Genomic DNA, 20,174 nt, shown 5'->3' on the forward strand with positions numbered 1-20,174 from the left:
TGTTGATAGCTTGGTATCAACTTGGTGCGAAACTTAGAAGAAGCCCATTGGTTTAGTTGAATAACTCACCAACAAGTTTTTAGTTTGTTGATAGTGATCTAGCATCATCTTATGGTTTTCACGGCCAATACCAGACTTTTTGTAGCCACCGAATGCAGCATGTGCAGGGTAGATGTTGTAGCAGTTTGTCCAAACACGGCCCGCTTCAATAGCACGACCTGCACGGTAAGAAATGTGAGCTGAACGTGACCAAACACCTGCGCCTAAACCATACATGGTGTCATTAGCAATTTTAATTGCATCGTCAAAGTCTTTGAACGTTGTCACAGCAAGTACAGGTCCAAAAATCTCTTCTTGGAAAACTTGCATGCTGTTGTGACCTTTAAAAATAGTCGGATCAACATAGTAACCATCGCCTACTTCTTTACGGCCACTACCACCAAGTAAGAGTTCTGCACCTTCTTCACGACCAGTGTTAATACAACGTAAGATTTTCTCTTGTTGTTGTAGAGATGCTTGAGCACCAATCATGGTTTCAGTATCAAGTGGATGACCAGTTTTAATACGTTTTACGCGTTCAACAGCCATCTCTAAGAACTGATCAGCAATACTTTCTTGTACTAAAGCACGAGAAGGGCAAGTACATACTTCACCTTGGTTTAGGGCAAACATCGCAAAACCTTCAAGCGTTTTTTCTAAGAAGTCATCTTCTTTATCCATGATATCTTCAAAGAAAAGGTTTGGTGACTTACCGCCAAGTTCTAAGGTAACTGGAATAATATTTTCAGTCGCATATTGCATCACCATTTGTCCAGTTTGAGTTGAACCTGTGAACGCGATTTTTGCAATACGTGGGTTTGTCGCTAAAGGACGGCCGACTTCTGAACCGAAACCATTGACAATATTAAGTACACCTGGCGGTAAAATGTCTTGGATGAGTTCAGCCACCAACAAAATACCTACTGGAGTTTGCTCAGCTGGTTTAATCACGACACAGTTACCAGCTGCTAAAGCAGGTGCAAGTTTCCATGCTGCCATCAAAATTGGGAAGTTCCATGGAATGATTTGGCCAACCACACCGAGTGGTTCATGGAAATGATAGGCAATGGTATCTTCATCAATTTCAGAGATGCCACCTTCTTGAGCACGAATACATCCAGCGAAATAACGGAAATGGTCAATCGCAAGCGGAAGATCAGCTGCTAAAGTTTCACGTACTGCTTTACCGTTATCCCAAGTTTCTGCAACAGCGAGCATTTCAAGATTTGCTTCTAAACGGTCAGCAATTTTTAAAAGGATATTTGAGCGTACTGTTGGTGAAGCTTTATTCCATGTTGCTTTTGCTTTGTGCGCTGCATCTAGCGCGAGTTCGATATCTTCGGCACTAGAGCGTGGAATACGTGTAAAAGCTTTTCCATCAACAGGAGATATATTGTCAAAATATGCACCCTTTACAGGTGCTACCCATTCACCGCCAATAAAATTTTCGTATTGTGATTTAAATTGAACTTTTGAGCCTGGTTGATTTGGATCGATATAGCGCATATAAATATTCCTTTGCTTTTTAGGACTAAAGACTAACAAGAACCCTGTCAGTAGGTACTTTCGTACTTTGTATAATTAGGATATAAAGAAGAAGGTTGGAGAAAGGTTGGAATAGAAATGTGGATATATAAGGAATTTACAAATGTTCACAAAAAAGGATTTATTGCAGCAACGGACGTTGATTGATCAACTGCGCACGCAAAATAGTCTATCTCCTCAGAATGCTGCCAAACTCGGCCAAAGTATTGCAAGCTCGTGGGAACGATCAGCTTCTGCTGCGATTCCTAAAGAGCGTTTTGCGGCTCCCTTAGTCGAAAAAAAATCTGCTTCACAAAATGCTTTAGATATGGCTTTAAGTCAGTGTGCTGACGATTTACGTCATATTGCAGAGCAGTCTTCAATGGTGATTGCTGTCGGTGATATCGGTAGTACCATTATCTGGACTGCACCCAGTGCTCAAATGCAAAGTGCTGCTGAACGTGTACATTTTGTGCAGGGTGGTCAATGGCGTGAAGAATTTGTGGGCACAAATGCCTTGGCTTTATCTTTAAAAACTCAACAATCAAGCTGTGTTTTTTCAAATGAACATTACATGGAATCGATTCATGAATGGGTGTGCTATGCCGCACCGATTATCGATCCATACTCAAAACAAACCCTAGGCGTTGTTGATTTATCAACTACGTGGAAGAACCATAATAGTTTAGGAATATTGGCAGCTGAACGTTGTGCATCCATTATTCAGTCTGCTTTGCTAGAGCAGCAGCGCCAGCAATTACATATTCGTGCTTTTTCGACAGCGCAAGTTAAATTTAATGGCAAAAGTTTATTATTAACACCACGTCAAATTGAAATTTTAACCATATTGGCGTTATGTCCACATGGTTTAACTTTAGAGCATCTTTATCAGGCACTTTATGGCGAACGTAAAGTCAGTATGGGTACGCTTAAAGCTGAAATGTCTCAACTACGAGATATTTTGGGTGGTTTACTTGGTTCACGTCCATATCGTTTGCTGGTTCATGTTGAAGCTGATTTTTTACAAGCTGAACAAGCGCTCGATGCGGGATATGCAGCCTCGGCTTTGCAGCTTTACACAGGCGTATTTCTGGCAAAAACTGAAAGTCCGTTTTTATGTGCATGGCGTGACTGCCTTGAATCACGTTTAAGCGATGCAATTTTTAAAACACAAGAAACAGATTTATTACTTAAGCATTTAGCTCATTTTCCTGAAGCAATTGATGCGGTAGAACGCCTTATGGAGTTAGTACCGAGCGAACATCCCGCGCATCAATTGCTGATTAAATACCTTGACTCACCTAAGCTCAGTTAAGTGATTTTTTGATCCAGCCACTGGAACACTTGTTGATAGACTTGTTCTCGTACTGGCTGGGCCGAAAGGACTAAATCATGCAACCCATTGTGAATAGAGACAACAGAGACATCACCTTTGATTTTTTTACCAAATTTAGCAATATCTTTAACGTCTAAAATTACATCACTTTGAGTCGCATCTGCTCCCCATTTTCGTGGGTTTTTAGTCTGATGGGAATGCATAATCAGTGCGGGAATATTCAACTTCACTCCGTGGTGAATCTCTTTTTGCGCCGTATGAATTGCATGTACAAAGCTGAGTTGGACTGTCGGGGCAGAGGTCGGTTTCCAGTCCAGATTAAAGTCCCATTCGCCTTTAAGTTGTTTGTGAAGGCTCGCGGTGTACCATTTGTTTAATTGACTGGGAAATTTAACTTTTGGCAGATATTTTCCTACTCGACTGAGCATTGGAATACCAAATTTCTTTTCAACTAAGCTTAAATTAAAGTCATAAAATGGACTATTCGCCCAAAGTGCTTTAATCAGAGGGTGGTTTGGGTTATGGGCAGCATAAAGCGTTGCTGTCAAACCACCAGTCGAATGCCCTGCAAGCAAGACTTGGGTGTGCTGTTCTTTGCCAATAATCTCTAATGCTTGCGTAATTTCAGCATCATATTCATTTAAATCAAGCACATTATAGAAAATTTGATGAGGTAGCTTTGAACGGCCATATTTTCTTAAATCCAAGGCATAGAAGTTATAACCATGCGCATTGAATTGTTCAGCCATTTCGGTTTGAAAGAAATAATCTAAAAAACCATGAATATACAGCACAGCTTTTTGAGTCGATTGAGCGGCCTTTTTACGAACCAGTGTCGCTACAACTTTACCTTCGTAATCATCAGGAAAGTTGAGTATGAGCTGTTCGTAGCCAGTACCTAAAATATCTGGAACATAATTTTGAGTAGCTGAAGATGTATTCATTTTTATCGAGCTATTGTAATTAAGACATGCTGAGTATCCTTCAATGAAATGGGCGAATTGTCAATCAGGTTTGGAGAAGGTTGGAATATAGTTTCTAAAAAAAGGGAATACCGCTGGAGCTAAGTATTCCCCAAAAAAGTAAGTCAACGGTCGGAGGGGTTTGACTTACTTGAGGGATGTGCCATTACATCAGTATTAAAGTGCTGCTTTAAAAATCTCCACAACTTGTGCATGATTTGCTTTACGAGGGTTGGTCAACATACACGCATCTTTCTGAGCGTTATCTGCCATGACTGCAAGGTCTTCAGTTTTTACACCTAGCTCTGTTAAACCTGATGGAATACCAATTGATGAAGACAGTTTACGAATGGCATCAATAGCAGCATATGCAGCTTCCATCACGGTTAGTCCATGAGTTTTTATACCCATTAACTCCGCAATTTTTGCGTAACGATCTGGGCAAGCAATTAAGTTAAATTCGCATACGTGTGGTAACAAGATTGCGTTACACACGCCGTGAGGTAGGTTGTAGAAACCACCCAACTGGTGAGCCATTGCATGAACATAACCTAAAGATGCGTTGTTAAATGCCATACCAGCCAAATACTGTGCATAGCTCATTGCATCGCGCGCTTCGATATTTTCACCATTCGCGACAGCAGGTTGTAACCACTGACTAATCATGGTGATGGCTTTTTCTGCACAGGCATCGGTAATTGGGTTTGCTGCCGTAGACACATATGCTTCAACAGCATGAGTTAACGCATCCATACCCGTTGCAGCTGTTAGACCCGCAGGTTTTGCAATCATGAGTTTTGGGTCATCAATTGCAATGAGTGGGGTACAACGCCAGTCGACAATTGCCATTTTTACGTGAGTGTCTGTGTTGGTAATAATACAGAAACGAGTCATTTCAGATGCAGTACCGGCCGTTGTGTTAATTGCAATCAGCGGCGTCATTGGAACTTTGCTTTTATCAATACCTTCGTAGTCACGAATATGACCACCACCAGCAGTGACTAAACCAATCCCTTTTGCACAGTCATGAGATGAACCGCCACCTAGAGAGACAATAAAGTCACATCCATTATCGTTATAGGCATTTACACCATTATGAACATTAATATCGGTTGGGTTTGGTTCAGCACCCGGGAAAATATGGCTAGCAACGCCTGCTTCAGTTAAATAGTTTGCGATAAGATCTGCGACACCAAATTTAAATAAGCCTGCATCGGTCACAATTAATGCTTTTTTTGCGCCGAGGTTTTGTGCCTTTGTACCAATTTCTTTGGCACATCCTGGTCCAAAGAGTGATACACAGGGAATATAAAAACCGTTTGTTTGATCTGCAATATTTTTAAAAGCCATGGAGTGATTCCTTCTTCCATAAATCCATTGTTTGTTATTACAGGTGAGCCTCACCATGGCCTTAGTATTGTGATGTGAAGATTATTTTCCTACCTACCAAAAACCTACCAAATATCATTTTATTATTAATTATTGATTTATAATGATTTTACAGAAATTCTGGCACATTCATTTAATTTTTTCGGGAAAGTCGTTAAGCTATGGGCTGTTGAAGATGTACTTATGAGATTATGAAACAGGAAACTGCGCTTAAACTGCTTAAAGCAGGTGAAAATGTCTTTTTAACCGGTTCGGCTGGTGCAGGGAAAACCTATACACTTAATCAGTACATCCAATATCTAAAAGCACGTAAAGTGCCAGTAGCAATTACGGCATCTACAGGTATTGCTGCAACGCATATGAACGGTATGACCATTCATACATGGGCTGGCATCGGTATTAAAGATCAGTTAACTGACGATGACCTAAAACGCATGAAAGAGCGTAAATATCTCAAGGAACATCTTGAAAACGCGCAAGTTCTCGTCATCGATGAAATTTCGATGTTGCATGCGAAGCAGCTTAATCTGGTCAATCAGGTTTTAAAATATTTTAAAGAAAGTGATGAAGCTTTTGGCGGTATTCAAGTTATTGTTGCTGGAGATTTCTTTCAGTTGCCACCCGTTGGGCGTAATAGTGAAGCCAATCGTGACAAGTTCTGTTTTATGTCTGATGCATGGGTCGAAGCCAAATTTCGCGTATGTTATTTAACAGAACAGCACCGCCAAGATGATGAAATTCTTAACCAGATTTTAAATGCCATTCGTGCGCAGAATATTCAATCAGATCATTTACACGCCTTACGTCAATCACGCTCTCATGATATTGGTGAGACTTTTACTCGTCTTTATACGCACAATATGGATGTCGACAATATCAATTATCAGCACTTAAATGAAATTGATAATGAAGGGCATCAATTTAATGCAGTTTTAGATGGTAATGAAAAACTAGTAGAAACTTTAAAATCTTCGGTACGCGCACCAGAAGAGCTCACTTTAAAGAAACATGCAAAAGTCATGTTTGTCAAAAACAACTTTGATATGGGATATATCAACGGGAGTTTAGGTGAAGTTATTGGCTTTGAGGAAGATGATGAAAATGGCTTATTACCAAAAGTAAAACTAACCGATGGCACGACATTGCTCGTTGCCCCTGAAACATGGTCAGTTGAAAATGAAGCAGGCAAAGTGATTGCAAGTTTTCAACAAATTCCACTTCGTTTGGCATGGGCGATTACCATTCATAAAAGCCAAGGCATGACTTTAGAAGCTGCTGAAATTAACCTGATGAATACCTTTGAAAAAGGTCAGGGTTATGTAGCATTGTCGCGCTTAAAATCTTTAACTGGTCTAAAGTTATTAGGGATTAATGAGCAAGCTTTAGAGTTAGATAGTCTAGCTGTAAAAGCCGATCGTCGTTTTCAAGAGCTTTCTAAAGAAGCTGAAGACAACTTTGCAAATGTAGATTTAACTGCTCAGCATAAAGCCTTTATTCGTCACTGTGGCGGCACTTTAAATGAAACTGAGATTTCTCGTAATGAGAAAAAAATCGCAAAAGGTGGAAAGCAAAATTACGCTACGGCAACGCTAGACGAGACACGTGCGTTGTTTGAAGAAGGCTACGAAATTGAAGATATCGCGCATGAGCGTGGTCTGACACCAGCAACGATCATTAATCATTTGGCTCGACTTCATAAAGAACAAAAACTAGATATTTCGGTTGCCCATCCGGGTGAAGAAGTGGTCGAAGAGATTCGTAAAATTTATAAAAAACTGAAAAAGCGTCAAAATCCAGATCATTTTTCTGATGACGGTTCAATCAAACTAAGACCAATTGTTGAAGCAACCAGTCCTCGAATGGGATATGATCAGGTTCGATTAGCTTTATTATTTATTGAGTAAAGTTTAATTAGCTTAATTACTTATTACATAAATTGAGGTGGCTATGCCGCACGTTGTAGTTGATTATTCAGATAATTTAACTGGATTAAACGCAAAACAATTACTTGAAGAAATTAATACCATACTGATTGAGACAGAGCTATTTAGTCCAGAAGACATCAAAAGCCGTGCGCGTAAAGATGATGTTTTTCTCATTGGCTTAGGGACTGATCAAGCTTATATTCATGTAAAAGCCTATATTTTGTCAGGAAGAACTGCTGAACAAAAACAGCTTATTGGTGATCAGGTATTAACTGTAATTAGTCAGAAAAATTATTTGCAAGAAGACGTTAATCAGCCAATCCAGTTGTGTGTTGAGCTCATTGACATGCCAAGAGAAGATTATTTCAAGCAAGTTGTATAACTATAAAAAGCGCAATTTCGATCAAGAATAGAGATCAGCACTATGTAAAAGTAGTGCTATCGAATGAACAGACATGAATGTATGGCTGTATATACACAAAAGCTGCAACTGGTTTGCGATTATATTCAAAGACATTTAGATGAAGATTTAGATGTTGACCAATTAAGCCAGATTGCGGCCTTATCTAAGTTTCATTTTCATCGTATTTTTGCCATTCATATTGGCCTAAATATGATGAAATTTATTCAACTTTCTCGTTTAAAGCGGGCCTCTTTTCAATTGGCTTTTGAACCTGAACTCAAGATTATTGAGATTGCATTACAAGCTGGGTTTGATAGTCCTGAGGCATTTACTCGTGCATTTAAGCGTTCATTTGATCAAACTCCTCGGGCTTTTAGAGATAAACCAGACTGGGAATCTTGGCACCAGAAGTTTGTTTTTACGATTCCAAAAAGTGAGCTAAAAATGAATGTAAATATTGTTGAGCGTCCTGCTGAAAAGATTGCCTATCTATCGCATTTAGGTAGTCCTGATAAAGTCTTTGAAACGGCTGCACGTTTTATTGCTTGGCGCAAAGAAACAGGTTTATCGCCTGTGACCAAGTCTAGAACTTATGGTATTCCGTTTGCTGACCCTGAGCAGACTCCGTCTGACGAGTTTCGATTTGACATTGCTGGGTCAATTGAAAAGGCTGTAACTGAAAATAGTTACGGCGTAGAAACAGGGGAAATTCCTGCGGGTCGTTATGCGACCGTAAGACATTTGGGTAGCCATGACCAGATTAAAGATAGTGTCTATTACATCTTTAGAAACTGGTTACCTGAGCAACCTGAAGAAGCAGGGGAATATCCAGTTTTCTTTCACTATCACAACTTTGTGCATGATGTGAAAGAATGTGACCTTATTACAGATATCTACTTACTTTTAAAGTGAGTGTAGTGTGATAAAGGCATAACTTGCGGTTATGCCTTTAAACCAAACAGCTTAATATTTGCATATTGCTCAATTAGGTTGGCATCTAACATATGGATATAGTCCATAAAAATGGTACTAAAACTTCCCATAGTTTGTGCCTGATTCGCAGCAAGTTTACCCGCAATTGCAAAATGCACATGGGCTGAAAGCGCTGCAATGGTTGGCGTAGTTACCGCACTGTATGCAGCGATTAATGCACCCAAAGCACAGCCAGTTGCTGTAATTTTGGGTTGTAAGGGGCTGCCGCCGTTAACTTGGATAACGACATCTAGATCTTTAGATAAAATGTAATCGGACTCGCCTGAAATTGCGATACAGCCTGTATGTACTAATAGCGCGTAAGCCTGCCAATAGGCATCATCACTACTTAGGGTACTATCTACACCTTTGGATTGAACTTGATTACCTGCAAGTGTACTGATTTCTGAAGCATTACCACGAATAACACTAGGCTTAAACTGTAAAAGTTCATCTGTCATTTGACTGCGCCAAGCTAAAACTGGCCCATAGCCCACCGGATCAAGTACCCACGGAATATGACTAAGCTGTGCTGTTTTTGCAGAGATTTGCATGGCCTGCATTTGCTCTGAAGTCGGGGTGCCTAAATTAATGCTTAAAGCCGATGAAATTTTGGTAAAACTTTCTGCTTCATAAGGATTATCAATCATCGCAGGTGAAGCACCAGAAGCGAGTAATACATTGGCTGTATAGTTAGCCGCAACGCTATTGGTAATACATTGCACAAGAGGCGTTTTTGCCTGCATGTTCTGCCAAGCTTCAATGACCTGTTCAATCAAACTAGATGTCGATGTCATATTATGATCCCTAGTAAGCTAAAGTGATGATAGGTTTAGTGGGTAAAATAGTGATCTTGATGCTTACATTTTTGGCAAATCAAAGAGACATAATCTGCTGCATCATAATCAACAGTTAAATCATTTGAACCACAATGCATACAACGTTTGACAGAATAAAAATTTAAACGTGGTTCAATTTTTCGCCATGCTTTCCATACAGGTTGTACGAATATCTGTTCGTCATAACCTAAGAAACGGTTAAGCAAAATATAACTCATTTTACTATAAGGAATATTATGAGGACGCGGCAGCATAGAGGTTTCCCACTTTTCAGTTAAGGCTCTCTCACGGTATTGCTCTAACGTTTTCTTTAACAAATTGGTGTTAATAAATTTCTCATTGCGAGGCTGCAAAGCTTTTTGTTTATAAAGATATTCGAGTGCTGTCTGAATCAGATAATAGATCTGTCCAATTGCTAATGATTCCATTAAGCGGTAGCAAAAGCTTTGAAAATTTGAACTTCCAGCAATCTGGATGCCCCAAGTTCGGCAATAAAACTGCATGAACTGGATAATTTCTTGATAGAGCACCTGAAAAAGTACATCTTTAACTTCATCAGAACTACGAAAGGGAACGCCGAAACTTAAATTTTCATAAAACCAATTACGTAATTGTTGAGCCACACTAAATAAACTTGGATCGCTGTAGCCATCTAAACGAATATTTAAATAAAAACATTGCGGATCTTCAGTTTGATCATTTGCATTCAAAATGCCATCTTTATGCAACTGTTTAATTAAATAGCTCTGAAACATCCAGTTAGGGGTGATGTGATGATACTTAATTTTGTCCCAATGAATATATTCATCATGAGTGATTTCTTCACGCGCATATTCATCTAAAAGACTCAGCAAGAAAAGCTTATGCAAAAAACTAAGTTGTTCTAGACTGCGTTGAGGCTGTTCTTTTGATTTAAATTGGCGTTGTTCTTGTAAGCGAGTTTGCTGTAAAAGCTTTTTACGCTGTTTTGTACACTGTTCACAGTGGCACGTCATTTTTTCATCTTTAAATATGCGGTGCTGACAATGACTGCATTCATGAAATTGAATGTCTTGTTCAAATTGCTCGGCATCTACCCAGTACATTGAAGCTTGGCAGAGAGGACAATGGCTACTTTCATCCAGTTGTTTCTGTAGAATTTGTAAGGCCATTTTGCTCCGAACATAAAATAAAAAATGATGGGGCTATTATACACAGCCGCACTGTCGATGGCTGAGATTGCTAGTTCCGTTTGTTGCTAAAATAAAAAAGACCTAAAATTTATGTTGGGATTTTAGGTCTTTTTTGCGAGTTAAATTATTGATTAAACAGGGCACGGCAAGTTCTCATCATTCTGTCCAAGTTTTTTGGCATTAATAAGTGCCTGTACTTTTTTACTTGGTAATTTTACTTTACCCAGTGCATCGTACGTATTAACAATGGAGCTAACCTCCTGAGTCGTTATAGAAATACCTTCCGCAGATAAGAACACGGCAATCACATGATGATCGAGTCCTGCTGCATGTAAATCATGAATCGCTTTAATATTTTCTAAACGATGAAAATGTGCTTTTAATTCCATATTGACACCTCTTGCTCTTATTGAAATACCCATATTGGTCTATTTAATTAGGCAAGAACCATGCCCAAAATGTAAGCTGACTCTAAAAAATGTTAAAAGCTAAAGGTGTTTTATTTTTATTGTATAGATTGCTTATATAAACAACGATTATCGTAAATTTGGTCTAATCTGTGCTAATAAAACCAGATTCTAATTTGAAATGTACCAATGAAGTCCCATTAATTTTATAAAGGTAAGCAAATACAGTATGTATGACTTGGCGTATGATATTTCATGGCGACTCATACTGCCGTTTCAGACGAGTATATAAGGAATAAAGATGAATATTGCGGCGCAGCCTCCAGTTCAGGCAGATCAAACAGTTTATTTAAAAGATTATCAAAAACCTGCGTTCTTGGTTGAATCAATTAATCTTGATATTCAAGTATATGATGATAAAACGATTGTTGATTCAACACTTGTTATGAAGCGCCAAACTGAGGGCGATTTGGTTTTGCTAGGTCGTGATCTTGAGTTGCAATCTGTTCAGTTAAATGGACAAATTCTTACTTCTGCACAATATTCACTCGATAGTGAGCAATTGGTGATCGCTAATGCACCAGCTGAAGTCATTTTACAAACACAAGTGATTATTCATCCAGAAACGAATACTCAATTAGAAGGTTTATATAAAGCCGATGACTTATTTGTAACCCAAAATGAACCTGAAGGTTTCCGCAAAATTACGTTCTATCCAGACCGTCCAGATGTACTTTCAGTTTTTACTACACGTGTAGAAGCAGACAAAAAATATCCAGTTTTACTTGCTAATGGTAATTTGCTTGAAACAGGTGAGGTTGGTGAAAATCGCCACTTTGCAATTTGGCAAGACCCGACTAAAAAACCAAGCTATTTGTTTGCTTGTGTCATTGGTGATTTAGCTGTACTTAAAGATCGTTATACGACATCTGAAGGGCGTGATGTCGCTTTAGAAATTTATGCAATAGAGAAAGACATTCCAAAATGCCATATCGCGATGGAAGCATTAAAGCATTCTATGCGTTGGGATGAAGAACACTATGGTCGTGCCTATGACCTCGACAACTATATGATTGTTGCGGTGAGTCAGTTCAACATGGGTGCAATGGAAAATAAAGGTTTAAATATCTTTAATACGTCATGCGTGCTTGCTGATGAAGAATACACAACTGACGCAGCGATTATGCGTGTACAGTCTGTGATTGCCCATGAATATTTTCATAACTGGACAGGGAACCGTATTACTTGCCGTGACTGGTTCCAACTTTGCTTAAAAGAAGGCTTAACGGTATTCCGTGATCAATCTTTCTCTGAAGATTTACAATCTGCTGCGGTTCAACGTATTGATGATGTGGCTGTGCTTAAATCACACCAGTTCCCTGAAGATGCAGGTCCATTGTCGCATCCACCACGTCCAGACCACTTTGTAGAAATTAATAACTTCTATACAGCGACAGTCTATGAAAAAGGTGCGGAAATTAACCGCATGATGTCGACCTTACTCGGTAAAGAAAAATACCGTCAAGGAACCGATGAATATTTCCGCCGTCATGATGGACAAGCTGTAACTGTAGAAGATTGGGTTGCTGCTTTAACTGCGGGTTCAGGTGTCGATTTATCTGCATTCTTAACTTGGTATAACCAGCCGGGAACGCCAAAGCTTGAAGCAAAAGGTGAATATGATGCAGCAGCACAAACTTACCGTTTAAGCTTTAAACAAAGCCTAAAAGCACATCCTAAATACCCAAATTTAAAAGCTGTTCCGATTCCTGTGGCTTTAGCACTCTTTAATGCCAAAACAGGTGAGCAATATACCTTGCACAGTGACAGCCTATTCGCAAACGATGTTAAAGATGGCGTGTACTTGTTTGACCAAGATGAAGCAACCATTGAATTTACTGGCGTGACTGAGCAACCAGTGGTGTCGCTACTTCGTAATTTCTCTGCGCCTGTGAATCTTGTATTTGATTATACCGATGAAGAATTAGCATTCTTAATTCAGCACGAAACGAATGGTTTTAACCAATGGCAAGCAACGCAAACTTTGCTTGAACGTATTTTGCTAGAAGACCATTCAGCAGATGCTTACATTCAAGCCATTCAAAGCACTTTACCTGAACTAGTTGGCCGTGACCCGCTTTTAGCATCGCGTTTATTTGATGTACCAAGTGAAGGTTATTTGGGTAGTCGTATCGATCAGAACTATGCACCAGCTGATATTCATGTAAAACGTGAAGCTTTACTTAATCGTTTAGCACAAGAGTTAGGCGCATTCTGGAAAGATACTTACCTTACGCTTGACCCAGACCTGCAAAAAGAATTTTCTTTAGCTATGGGTGTACGTGCGTTAAAGAACATTATGCTGATGATGATGGCTCGTCAGGGTGATCAAACTGCATTTGAACTTGCACACGTGCAATACCAAAACACCGGAAATATGTCTGAACGCTTAGGGGCGTTACGTGTATTGGTTTGGCAAAATGCGCCTCAAGCTCAAGGTGCGCTTGCTGATTTTTATGACCGTTTCAAAGATGAGGCTTTATCTTTAGATCAATGGTTCATGATTCAGGCAGCAAATCCAAATGCGACAGCAGAAACAATCGAGTACCTTACTCATCATCCTGACTATGATTTAACAACTCCAAACCGTATTCGTGCGGTGAGTGGAGGGGTATCAAATAACCCTGAAAACACGTGGGGCTTTGGTGTAGCTCACTTTATTAATCTTGCACAATATCTTGATGAAAAGAACCCAATTTTAGGTTCACGCCTGTTACAGGTATTGTCACGTTGGTACACACTTGCGGAACCTCAGCGAACTCAAGTGCAACAAGCTTTACAAGAATTACAGCCTAAAGTGAAATCGAAAAACGTCTCTGAAACTTTAAATAGTATGTTAAGCGTTTAATTAGATTTAAATAAACTAAATAAAGGTCTCGTAAGAGGCCTTTATTTTTTTATATTTTTACAGGGGCTAACACTTAAAAGAAATAATGTTTTCCTTATGGGGAGGTATCTTTAGCTCTACTGCTCATTATTTTATATTTTTTTAATTTATAATTTATTTTAAATATATCTTTAAGTAATAGTATAAAGTTTAAAATTAGATAGACTTGATAATATTAGAGCTAAATTAAGTAATTCTTTAATTGGTAGCATTTGATCTCATAAAATTATCTCAATTTTTGACATATTTATTTAAATTTTACTTATTAAATTTTATTAATTTTTTATTAAATTGTTTTAAATCAAATATTTGAATTTCAATAATGTTGGTGAGTTGTGTTTTAATTGTTAATATTTGTATCTATGTGTTATTTATTGAAATGAAAATAATAATGCTCGCATGATTTTGAATTGTTTTTATGTATGATGTCTAAAATAGGGTGAAAAATAAACTTTAAAAAGGAGCAGTCAAATAAAAAATGATTGTAAAAATAAATGTTAAATTTTTTATATCTATTAGTTTTTATAACTTAATTTAAAAGGTTTTGACTATGAAAAAGACTTTTTTTCATTTATCACTGATTGCTGTAGGATTATTTTCTCTCAATACAGCAAATGCAGCAACAGCAACAGGCACATTAACTGTTAAGGCAACAGTAACGAACAGTTGTGTATTAAATACCTCTGCAACTGGGACTACAACAAATGCAGTTTTAGACTTTGGTACTTTAAGCTCTCTTACGAGCAACGTAGATGCAGACACCACAACGACAGGTGGTACTTCAATCAAAGTTCTATGTAACAACACAGTGCCATGGACCTTGGCTTTTGATGCTGGGCAGAATGCTCAAACGACTCAACGCCGTATGATTGGTGGTGCAACAAGCAACGAATATATTCCTTATAACCTCTTCTCAGATACTGCACATGGTACGGCAATTGGCATTGCAACGACTGCCTATAGTGGAACTGGAACCGGTAATGTCCAAACCGTTAACGTGTATGGCCGTATTCCAGCTGGGTCTACACTGCCGAGTGCGGGTAGCTATCTTGATACGGTAACAATAACAGTAACTTATTAATTCTTATAAATTATAAATATTGTTAGCCCTTTTGAAAGGGCTAACACATTAAAAAAGTTATATTTGAGTAAATCATGAAAAAAAATATCTTTATTATTACGGGATTATTCTTAACTTTATCTAGCACTATTAACGCCGCTACAATCCGCCTTTCACCTGTGAATGTGGAAATATTAAGTCATCAAAATGCGTCTTCAATTAGTTTATTTAATCAGTCAAATGAAAGTACTGATTTGCAGATTCGCGTATTTGAATGGACTCAAAAAAATGGACAAGATCAGTTAACACCTACAGATGAGATTGCCATTAGCCCACCATTTTTAAAATTACAGTCTAATGATTCTTATAACTTACGTGTAGTTAGAATTAATCCAACACCTATTTCTGGTGAAAAAACTTATCGTATTATTATTGATGAACTACCAAAACCCATTGATAGCCGTAAAGCCGCTCAAGGCGTAAATGTGTTACTTCGCTCATCATTACCCGTATTTGTAGTCAATAAAGATGCAATTACCAAACTTAGTTGGAAAATTGATACAAATCAGGAAGCAGCTTCCTTAAATATTAGTAATATTGGAAACCAGCATGCACTTTTAAATAATTTAATGCTTGTTGATACAACAGCGAATAAAAGTTACCCGATTAAAGTAAATACCGTAAATGGTTATATCCTTGCGGAACAGGCACGAAGCTATTCTCTTAATAATTTTACATATCAGCCAAATCATAAATACAGCGTATCTCTGACAGTTAATGGTAAGAAAACCACACTTTAAGAGGCTTATATGAAATATATTATAGGTGTCTTATGTGTGGCATATCTTCCGGCGTATTCTTTTGCCGAGCAACTACAAGATAATACCAACACTCCAATTCCCAGTGTTCCTAAATCTATAGATAGCAATAATAAATATGCACAGGGGAATGCAAATGGAGATGAGCAAAATCTTAATTTTACTCAGCTTTTTTTAGTTGTTTCTATGAATTCTAATACTGCTGAAGACTTGGTTGCTGTGAAGCAATCTAAGGATGGAAAGCTATATATCCGCTCTAGTGCCTTAAATACTTTAAGAGTGAAAATGGATGAGCAGATTCCTGATAGCCAATGGGTGTGTATTAACGAGCTAAAAGGAATCCGTTTTAAATATCTAGAGAATGAGCAGGCTCTAAATTTACAAGTTCCGTCGAGCATGTTGACGGATTATTCAGTTGACTTAAATGGTCAGCAGATTACTAGCCCTCATTTACTCAAAATGAAGCCCTTAAACGCGGCTATTCTGAACTATAGTTTGTATAACACCATAACCAATGACGAGAATGTTTTCTCAGGTTCAGCAGAAGGAATCTTTAACAGCGCAATCGGTAATTTTTCTTCAGGTGTTTTATACAGCGGCAGTAATGAAACTAGTTATAGCCATGAAAAATGGGTGCGCTTGGAGAGTAAGTGGCAGTACGTAGACCCAGAAAAAGTCAGGATATATACCTTAGGGGATTTCATCTCCAATAGTTCGGACTGGGGGAATAGTGTACGTCTGGCTGGTTTCCAGTGGTCAAGTGCTTATACTCAACGAGGTGATCTTGTCACCTCAGCACTCCCACAATTTTCAGGCTCGGCTGCACTTCCTTCAACTTTAGATTTATACGTTAACCAGCAAAAGATTTATTCAGGGCTGGTGCCTTCAGGCCCATTTGACATTAAACAGCTCCCGTTTATTTCGGGAAATGAAGTCACGCTTGTGACGACCGATGCAACGGGTCAGCAAAGCATTACCAAGCAGGCTTACTATTTTTCATCTAAAATTCTGGCAAAAGGCATTAATGAATTTTCAGTAGATGTTGGGGTTCCACGCTACAACTATGGACTTTATTCAAACGATTACGACGATGCCACTTTTGCTTCGGGTGCGATTCGCTATGGCTACAGCAACTCACTGACCTTAAGCGGTGGTGCAGAGGCTTCAACAGATGGTTTATCGAACCTCGGCACTGGTTTTGCCAAGAACCTGTTTGGTTTTGGGGTGATCAATGCTGACATCGCCGCGAGTCAGTATAAAGATGAAAACGGTTATACTGCTCTAGTCGGTTTAGAAGGGCGTATTAGCAAGAATATTTCGTTTAATACCAGTTACCGCAAAGTATTTGATAATTACTTCGACCTTGCCCGTGTGTCTCAAATTCGATATTTAAAAGATAACCAGATTACTTCTGAGCTGCAGAACTATCTGAGCTACAGTGCACTGGCAGATGAGATTTTTAGGGCAGGGATGAGCTATAACTTTTACGAAGGGTATAGCGCCTATCTGGGCTATAACCAGATCAAATATAGTGACAACTCTTACAAGTTAGTGTCTGCCAATTTAAGCGGAAGTTTGAACAAGAACTGGGGATTTTATACCTCGGCGTATAAAGATTATGAAAACCAAAAAGACTATGGCATTTACTTTGCACTGCGTTATACACCATCTAGCCGAGTCAATGCGATTACGAGTGTATCTAATGATGGTGGCAGACTGAGTTACCGACAAGAAATATTCGGCTTATCAGAACCACAAATCGGTTCATTTGGATGGGGTGGCTATGTTGAACGTGATCAGGATGCGAATCAAAACAATGCTTCAATTTATGGCTCTTACCGTGCTCGGGCGGCTTACCTGACAGGTCGATACAACCGAATTGGGGATAACGACCAAGTTGCACTTTCAGCGACAGGTTCATTGGTTGCGGCGGCAGGACGAGTGTTTGCAGCCAATGAAATTGGAGATGGCTATGCAGTTGTGACCAATGCTGGACCACAAAGCCAAATTATAAATGGCGGAATCAACTTGGGTGTAACTGATAATTCTGGAAGATTTCTGATTCCTAGTCTCATGCCATATAAAGAGAATCATATCTATCTAGATCCATCGTATCTTCCTTTGAATTGGAGTGTTAAATCTACAGACCAAAAAACAGTGGTGGGTTATCGCCAAGGTGGCCTTATTGATTTTGGTGCTCATCAGGTCATTTCAGGATTAGTGAAACTTGTTGACTCGAGTAACTCACCTTTATTACCAGGTTATACGGTTCGAATTAATGGTCAGCAAGATGGTGTAGTTGGCTATGACGGTGAAGTATTTATTCCAAACCTGTTAAAACAAAACAAGCTTGAAGTCGATCTTCTGGATCATGGTTCATGCCAAGTTGACTTCACATATAACAGTAATCAGTACTCAACTAAAAAATTGGGACCTTATGTATGTCATTAAATATTATGAATAAGGCTCAAATAGAGAGCTATAAGAAATTTTCATTGTCTTTAAAATACTTTATAGGTATTTGCTTATTTTATCTCGTTTATGCCTTTTTTAGTCCGGCACATGCGGCTTGTACGGTAGCTGGAACCACAAATAATACGTTTACCTACACAGCCGCAAATATTAATAGTGATGCAACTGTAAACCTTTCAGGAACAATTACTTGCACGAATGGAGGACTAATACCTCAGATCTCTCCGTTTATGTGCATGAAGACTGTATTTACGGGAACGACCAACGCGAATAATAGTGTATCGCTACCGTATACAGTCACGGCAACTTTAGGTGGTGCAGGTTCTTCTACCACCAACCAAACTTCGAATGTTTGGTATGGTCCAGTGGTAACACTCGCTTCAAATAATATTCTTAATTACTCAGTAAATGTGAAAGTACCAGCCCGAACGGGGTCGCTCATTGCCTATCCTAAAGGAACCTATACAGCTACGGTTCAACTATTTTGGGATATGGATCTTCTAGCGCTATTATGTTTAGGTGATTTACTCAGCTGGGACTCTGGAAATGTAACTTTAACAGCGAACTTTGTGGTACCAAGTTTGTGCCAATTAAACTCAACCTCAACTGTAGATTTCGGCAATATTAATGATATTGGTACGACGAGTCGTGATTACACAGCGCAAGGGGCTGTAAATTCGACCTGTAATTATGGAACGCCATATAGCATTTATTTAGGAGATGGAAACAACCGTATTGCTGGTGGATTTAGGCGTATGACCAATGGTAATAATGATTATATTCCCTATCAATTATATAAAGATTCTAACTATAGTACGGTGTGGGATGCCACAGGAGGCGTAACCAATGTTGGGGGGGCAGGAGGAGTCTCAAAAACTGGTACAGGTAGCGCTCAAACTACTCCAGTGTATGGAAAAATTCCGCAAGGTACTTCCATTGCAAGTACACCAGGTAATTATTCTGATAGTGTTGTTGTTACAGTGACTTATTAATTTATCAAATATACGCTGTTCTATTTTAGTCGCATGGTTCCGCGTAATTTTAATCATATTCATTAAAAATGGCTGAACATAAAAAGATATAAATCAAATAATTTGTGTTTTTAAAAACTTATTCGTCATCAAAAACAGTTTGACTTAAAAATGCATACTGTATATTTATTGATTGGTTCTAAAAGAGAACTAGAGAAAAAGGCAATTAAAAATAAAGGTGAACAAATGTCGGATATTATTTTGCATCAATGGGAAATTTCCCCATTTTGTCAGAAAGTTTCAAGAATTTTGAAATTTAAAGGAATTTCATTTAAAACAGTGAACTATAACGGCATTTTGGGGGCTAAAGTTCCTTTGCTCAGTAAAGTGGGTAAAGTACCTGTAATTGACCATAATGGACAGCGAATACAAGACAGTACTCGAATTGCTCGTTACCTAGAAGAAACTTATCCAGATACACCACGGCTTTATCCAGAAGATCCAAATCAAAAAGCACTTGCAGAGTTGTGGGAAGATTGGGCAGATGAAGCTCTCTATTTTTATGAAGTCTATTTACGAATCAATGACCCAGATGCGCTACAGGAAGCAATTCGCATTAGCAGTATTGGCCGCCCAGCGTATGAAAGACCAATGGTAAAAGGATTTATTTTAGCCGAGTTAAAAACACAGCTTTTCTTTCAAGGTCTAGGCCGAATGAAAGCTGAAAATGTTGAAGCAGAGTTTAGAAGACACCTCGACCGTATCGAACAAATTTTATCGCAAAGTGAATGGCTAGTTGGAGACTCTCAGACAATTGCCGACATTGCTGTGGTTGCTCAACTTGGTGAAGTGGTTCGCACAAGCAAAAAATTTGGTAAAGAAATTTTGGATCGTCCGTTTATTGCTTTATGGTATAAAAAACAAACAGGGTGAAATGA

General features: G+C 38.7%; 16 protein-coding genes. 10 read left to right on the forward strand and 6 right to left on the reverse strand.

Translation table 11 applies throughout. From position 1 onward, the window contains the following. Positions 1-33: 33 nt before the first annotated feature. Positions 34-1,545, reverse strand: coding sequence for an aldehyde dehydrogenase family protein (locus tag MMY79_RS06770; protein ID WP_252612637.1), 1,512 nt, complete (start codon positions 1,543-1,545; stop codon positions 34-36). A 142-nt stretch (positions 1,546-1,687) separates the two neighbouring features. Between MMY79_RS06770 and MMY79_RS06775 the strand changes: the two genes are divergently transcribed. Beyond that, on the forward strand, positions 1,688-2,878 hold the full coding sequence (locus tag MMY79_RS06775; protein WP_252612638.1) for a helix-turn-helix domain-containing protein: 1,191 nt from the start codon (positions 1,688-1,690) through the stop codon (positions 2,876-2,878). On the opposite strand, the gene MMY79_RS06780 is transcribed toward MMY79_RS06775, so the two are convergent. Further along, positions 2,875-3,843 carry an alpha/beta hydrolase gene (locus MMY79_RS06780; protein ID WP_252612639.1) on the reverse strand — a complete coding sequence of 323 codons (969 nt, stop codon included), beginning with the start codon at positions 3,841-3,843 and terminating at the stop codon, positions 2,875-2,877. The two genes, MMY79_RS06775 and MMY79_RS06780, sit on opposite strands and share 4 nt — an antisense overlap. Before the next feature lie 195 nt (positions 3,844-4,038). Next, positions 4,039-5,211: an iron-containing alcohol dehydrogenase gene (locus tag MMY79_RS06785; RefSeq protein WP_252612640.1), complete on the reverse strand. Its 1,173-nt coding sequence runs from the start codon at positions 5,209-5,211 to the stop codon at positions 4,039-4,041. A 230-nt stretch (positions 5,212-5,441) separates the two neighbouring features. Between MMY79_RS06785 and MMY79_RS06790 the strand changes: the two genes are divergently transcribed. The 3 genes from MMY79_RS06790 (at position 5,442) to MMY79_RS06800 (ending at position 8,490) form a co-directional block, all read left to right on the forward strand. After that, complete coding sequence (locus tag MMY79_RS06790) at positions 5,442-7,154, forward strand: helix-turn-helix domain-containing protein (RefSeq protein WP_252612641.1); 1,713 nt, start codon at positions 5,442-5,444, stop codon at positions 7,152-7,154. 43 nt (positions 7,155-7,197) lie between these two features. Beyond that, positions 7,198-7,557 (forward strand): 5-carboxymethyl-2-hydroxymuconate Delta-isomerase, encoded by a 360-nt coding sequence (locus MMY79_RS06795; protein ID WP_252612642.1) that lies wholly within the window; start codon positions 7,198-7,200, stop codon positions 7,555-7,557. An 81-nt stretch (positions 7,558-7,638) separates the two neighbouring features. After that, the gene (locus tag MMY79_RS06800; protein WP_252613459.1) at positions 7,639-8,490 is read left to right on the forward strand and encodes an AraC family transcriptional regulator; all 852 of its coding nucleotides are present in this window, start codon (positions 7,639-7,641) and stop codon (positions 8,488-8,490) included. 29 nt (positions 8,491-8,519) lie between these two features. Here MMY79_RS06800 and thiM read toward each other — a convergent pair whose 3' ends face one another. The 3 genes from thiM to MMY79_RS06815 all read right to left on the reverse strand — a co-directional run bounded on the left by thiM (position 8,520) and on the right by MMY79_RS06815 (position 10,950). Beyond that, a complete protein-coding gene (gene thiM, locus MMY79_RS06805) occupies positions 8,520-9,347 on the reverse strand; it encodes a hydroxyethylthiazole kinase (protein ID WP_252612643.1) in 828 nt (275 codons plus the stop codon). 35 nt (positions 9,348-9,382) lie between these two features. Continuing rightward, positions 9,383-10,540 carry a hypothetical protein gene (locus MMY79_RS06810; protein WP_252612644.1) on the reverse strand — a complete coding sequence of 386 codons (1,158 nt, stop codon included), beginning with the start codon at positions 10,538-10,540 and terminating at the stop codon, positions 9,383-9,385. 152 nt (positions 10,541-10,692) lie between these two features. After that, positions 10,693-10,950: a hypothetical protein gene (locus tag MMY79_RS06815; protein ID WP_252612645.1), complete on the reverse strand. Its 258-nt coding sequence runs from the start codon at positions 10,948-10,950 to the stop codon at positions 10,693-10,695. A 319-nt stretch (positions 10,951-11,269) separates the two neighbouring features. Here MMY79_RS06815 and pepN point away from each other — a divergent pair, with 319 nt between their 5' ends. From pepN to MMY79_RS06845, 6 genes are all read left to right on the forward strand, one after another. Beyond that, positions 11,270-13,876 (forward strand): aminopeptidase N, encoded by a 2,607-nt coding sequence (gene pepN, locus MMY79_RS06820; RefSeq protein ID WP_252612646.1) that lies wholly within the window; start codon positions 11,270-11,272, stop codon positions 13,874-13,876. A gap of 583 nt (positions 13,877-14,459) precedes the next feature. Next, complete coding sequence (locus MMY79_RS06825) at positions 14,460-14,996, forward strand: spore coat U domain-containing protein (RefSeq protein WP_252612647.1); 537 nt, start codon at positions 14,460-14,462, stop codon at positions 14,994-14,996. A gap of 74 nt (positions 14,997-15,070) precedes the next feature. Continuing rightward, positions 15,071-15,775, forward strand: a complete 705-nt coding sequence (locus tag MMY79_RS06830; RefSeq protein ID WP_252612648.1) for a fimbria/pilus periplasmic chaperone — start codon at positions 15,071-15,073, stop codon at positions 15,773-15,775. 9 nt (positions 15,776-15,784) lie between these two features. After that, on the forward strand, positions 15,785-18,244 hold the full coding sequence (locus MMY79_RS06835; protein ID WP_252612649.1) for a fimbria/pilus outer membrane usher protein: 2,460 nt from the start codon (positions 15,785-15,787) through the stop codon (positions 18,242-18,244). Further along, on the forward strand, positions 18,235-19,257 hold the full coding sequence (locus tag MMY79_RS06840; protein ID WP_252612650.1) for a spore coat U domain-containing protein: 1,023 nt from the start codon (positions 18,235-18,237) through the stop codon (positions 19,255-19,257). The genes MMY79_RS06835 and MMY79_RS06840 overlap by 10 nt, the downstream gene beginning before the upstream one ends. Before the next feature lie 225 nt (positions 19,258-19,482). Further along, a complete protein-coding gene (locus MMY79_RS06845; protein ID WP_252612651.1) occupies positions 19,483-20,169 on the forward strand; it encodes a glutathione S-transferase family protein in 687 nt (228 codons plus the stop codon). The last annotated feature ends 5 nt before the right edge of the window (positions 20,170-20,174 follow it).

It is taken from the genome of Acinetobacter sp. XS-4 (assembly GCF_023920705.1).
Taxonomy (GTDB): Bacteria; Pseudomonadota; Gammaproteobacteria; order Pseudomonadales; family Moraxellaceae; genus Acinetobacter.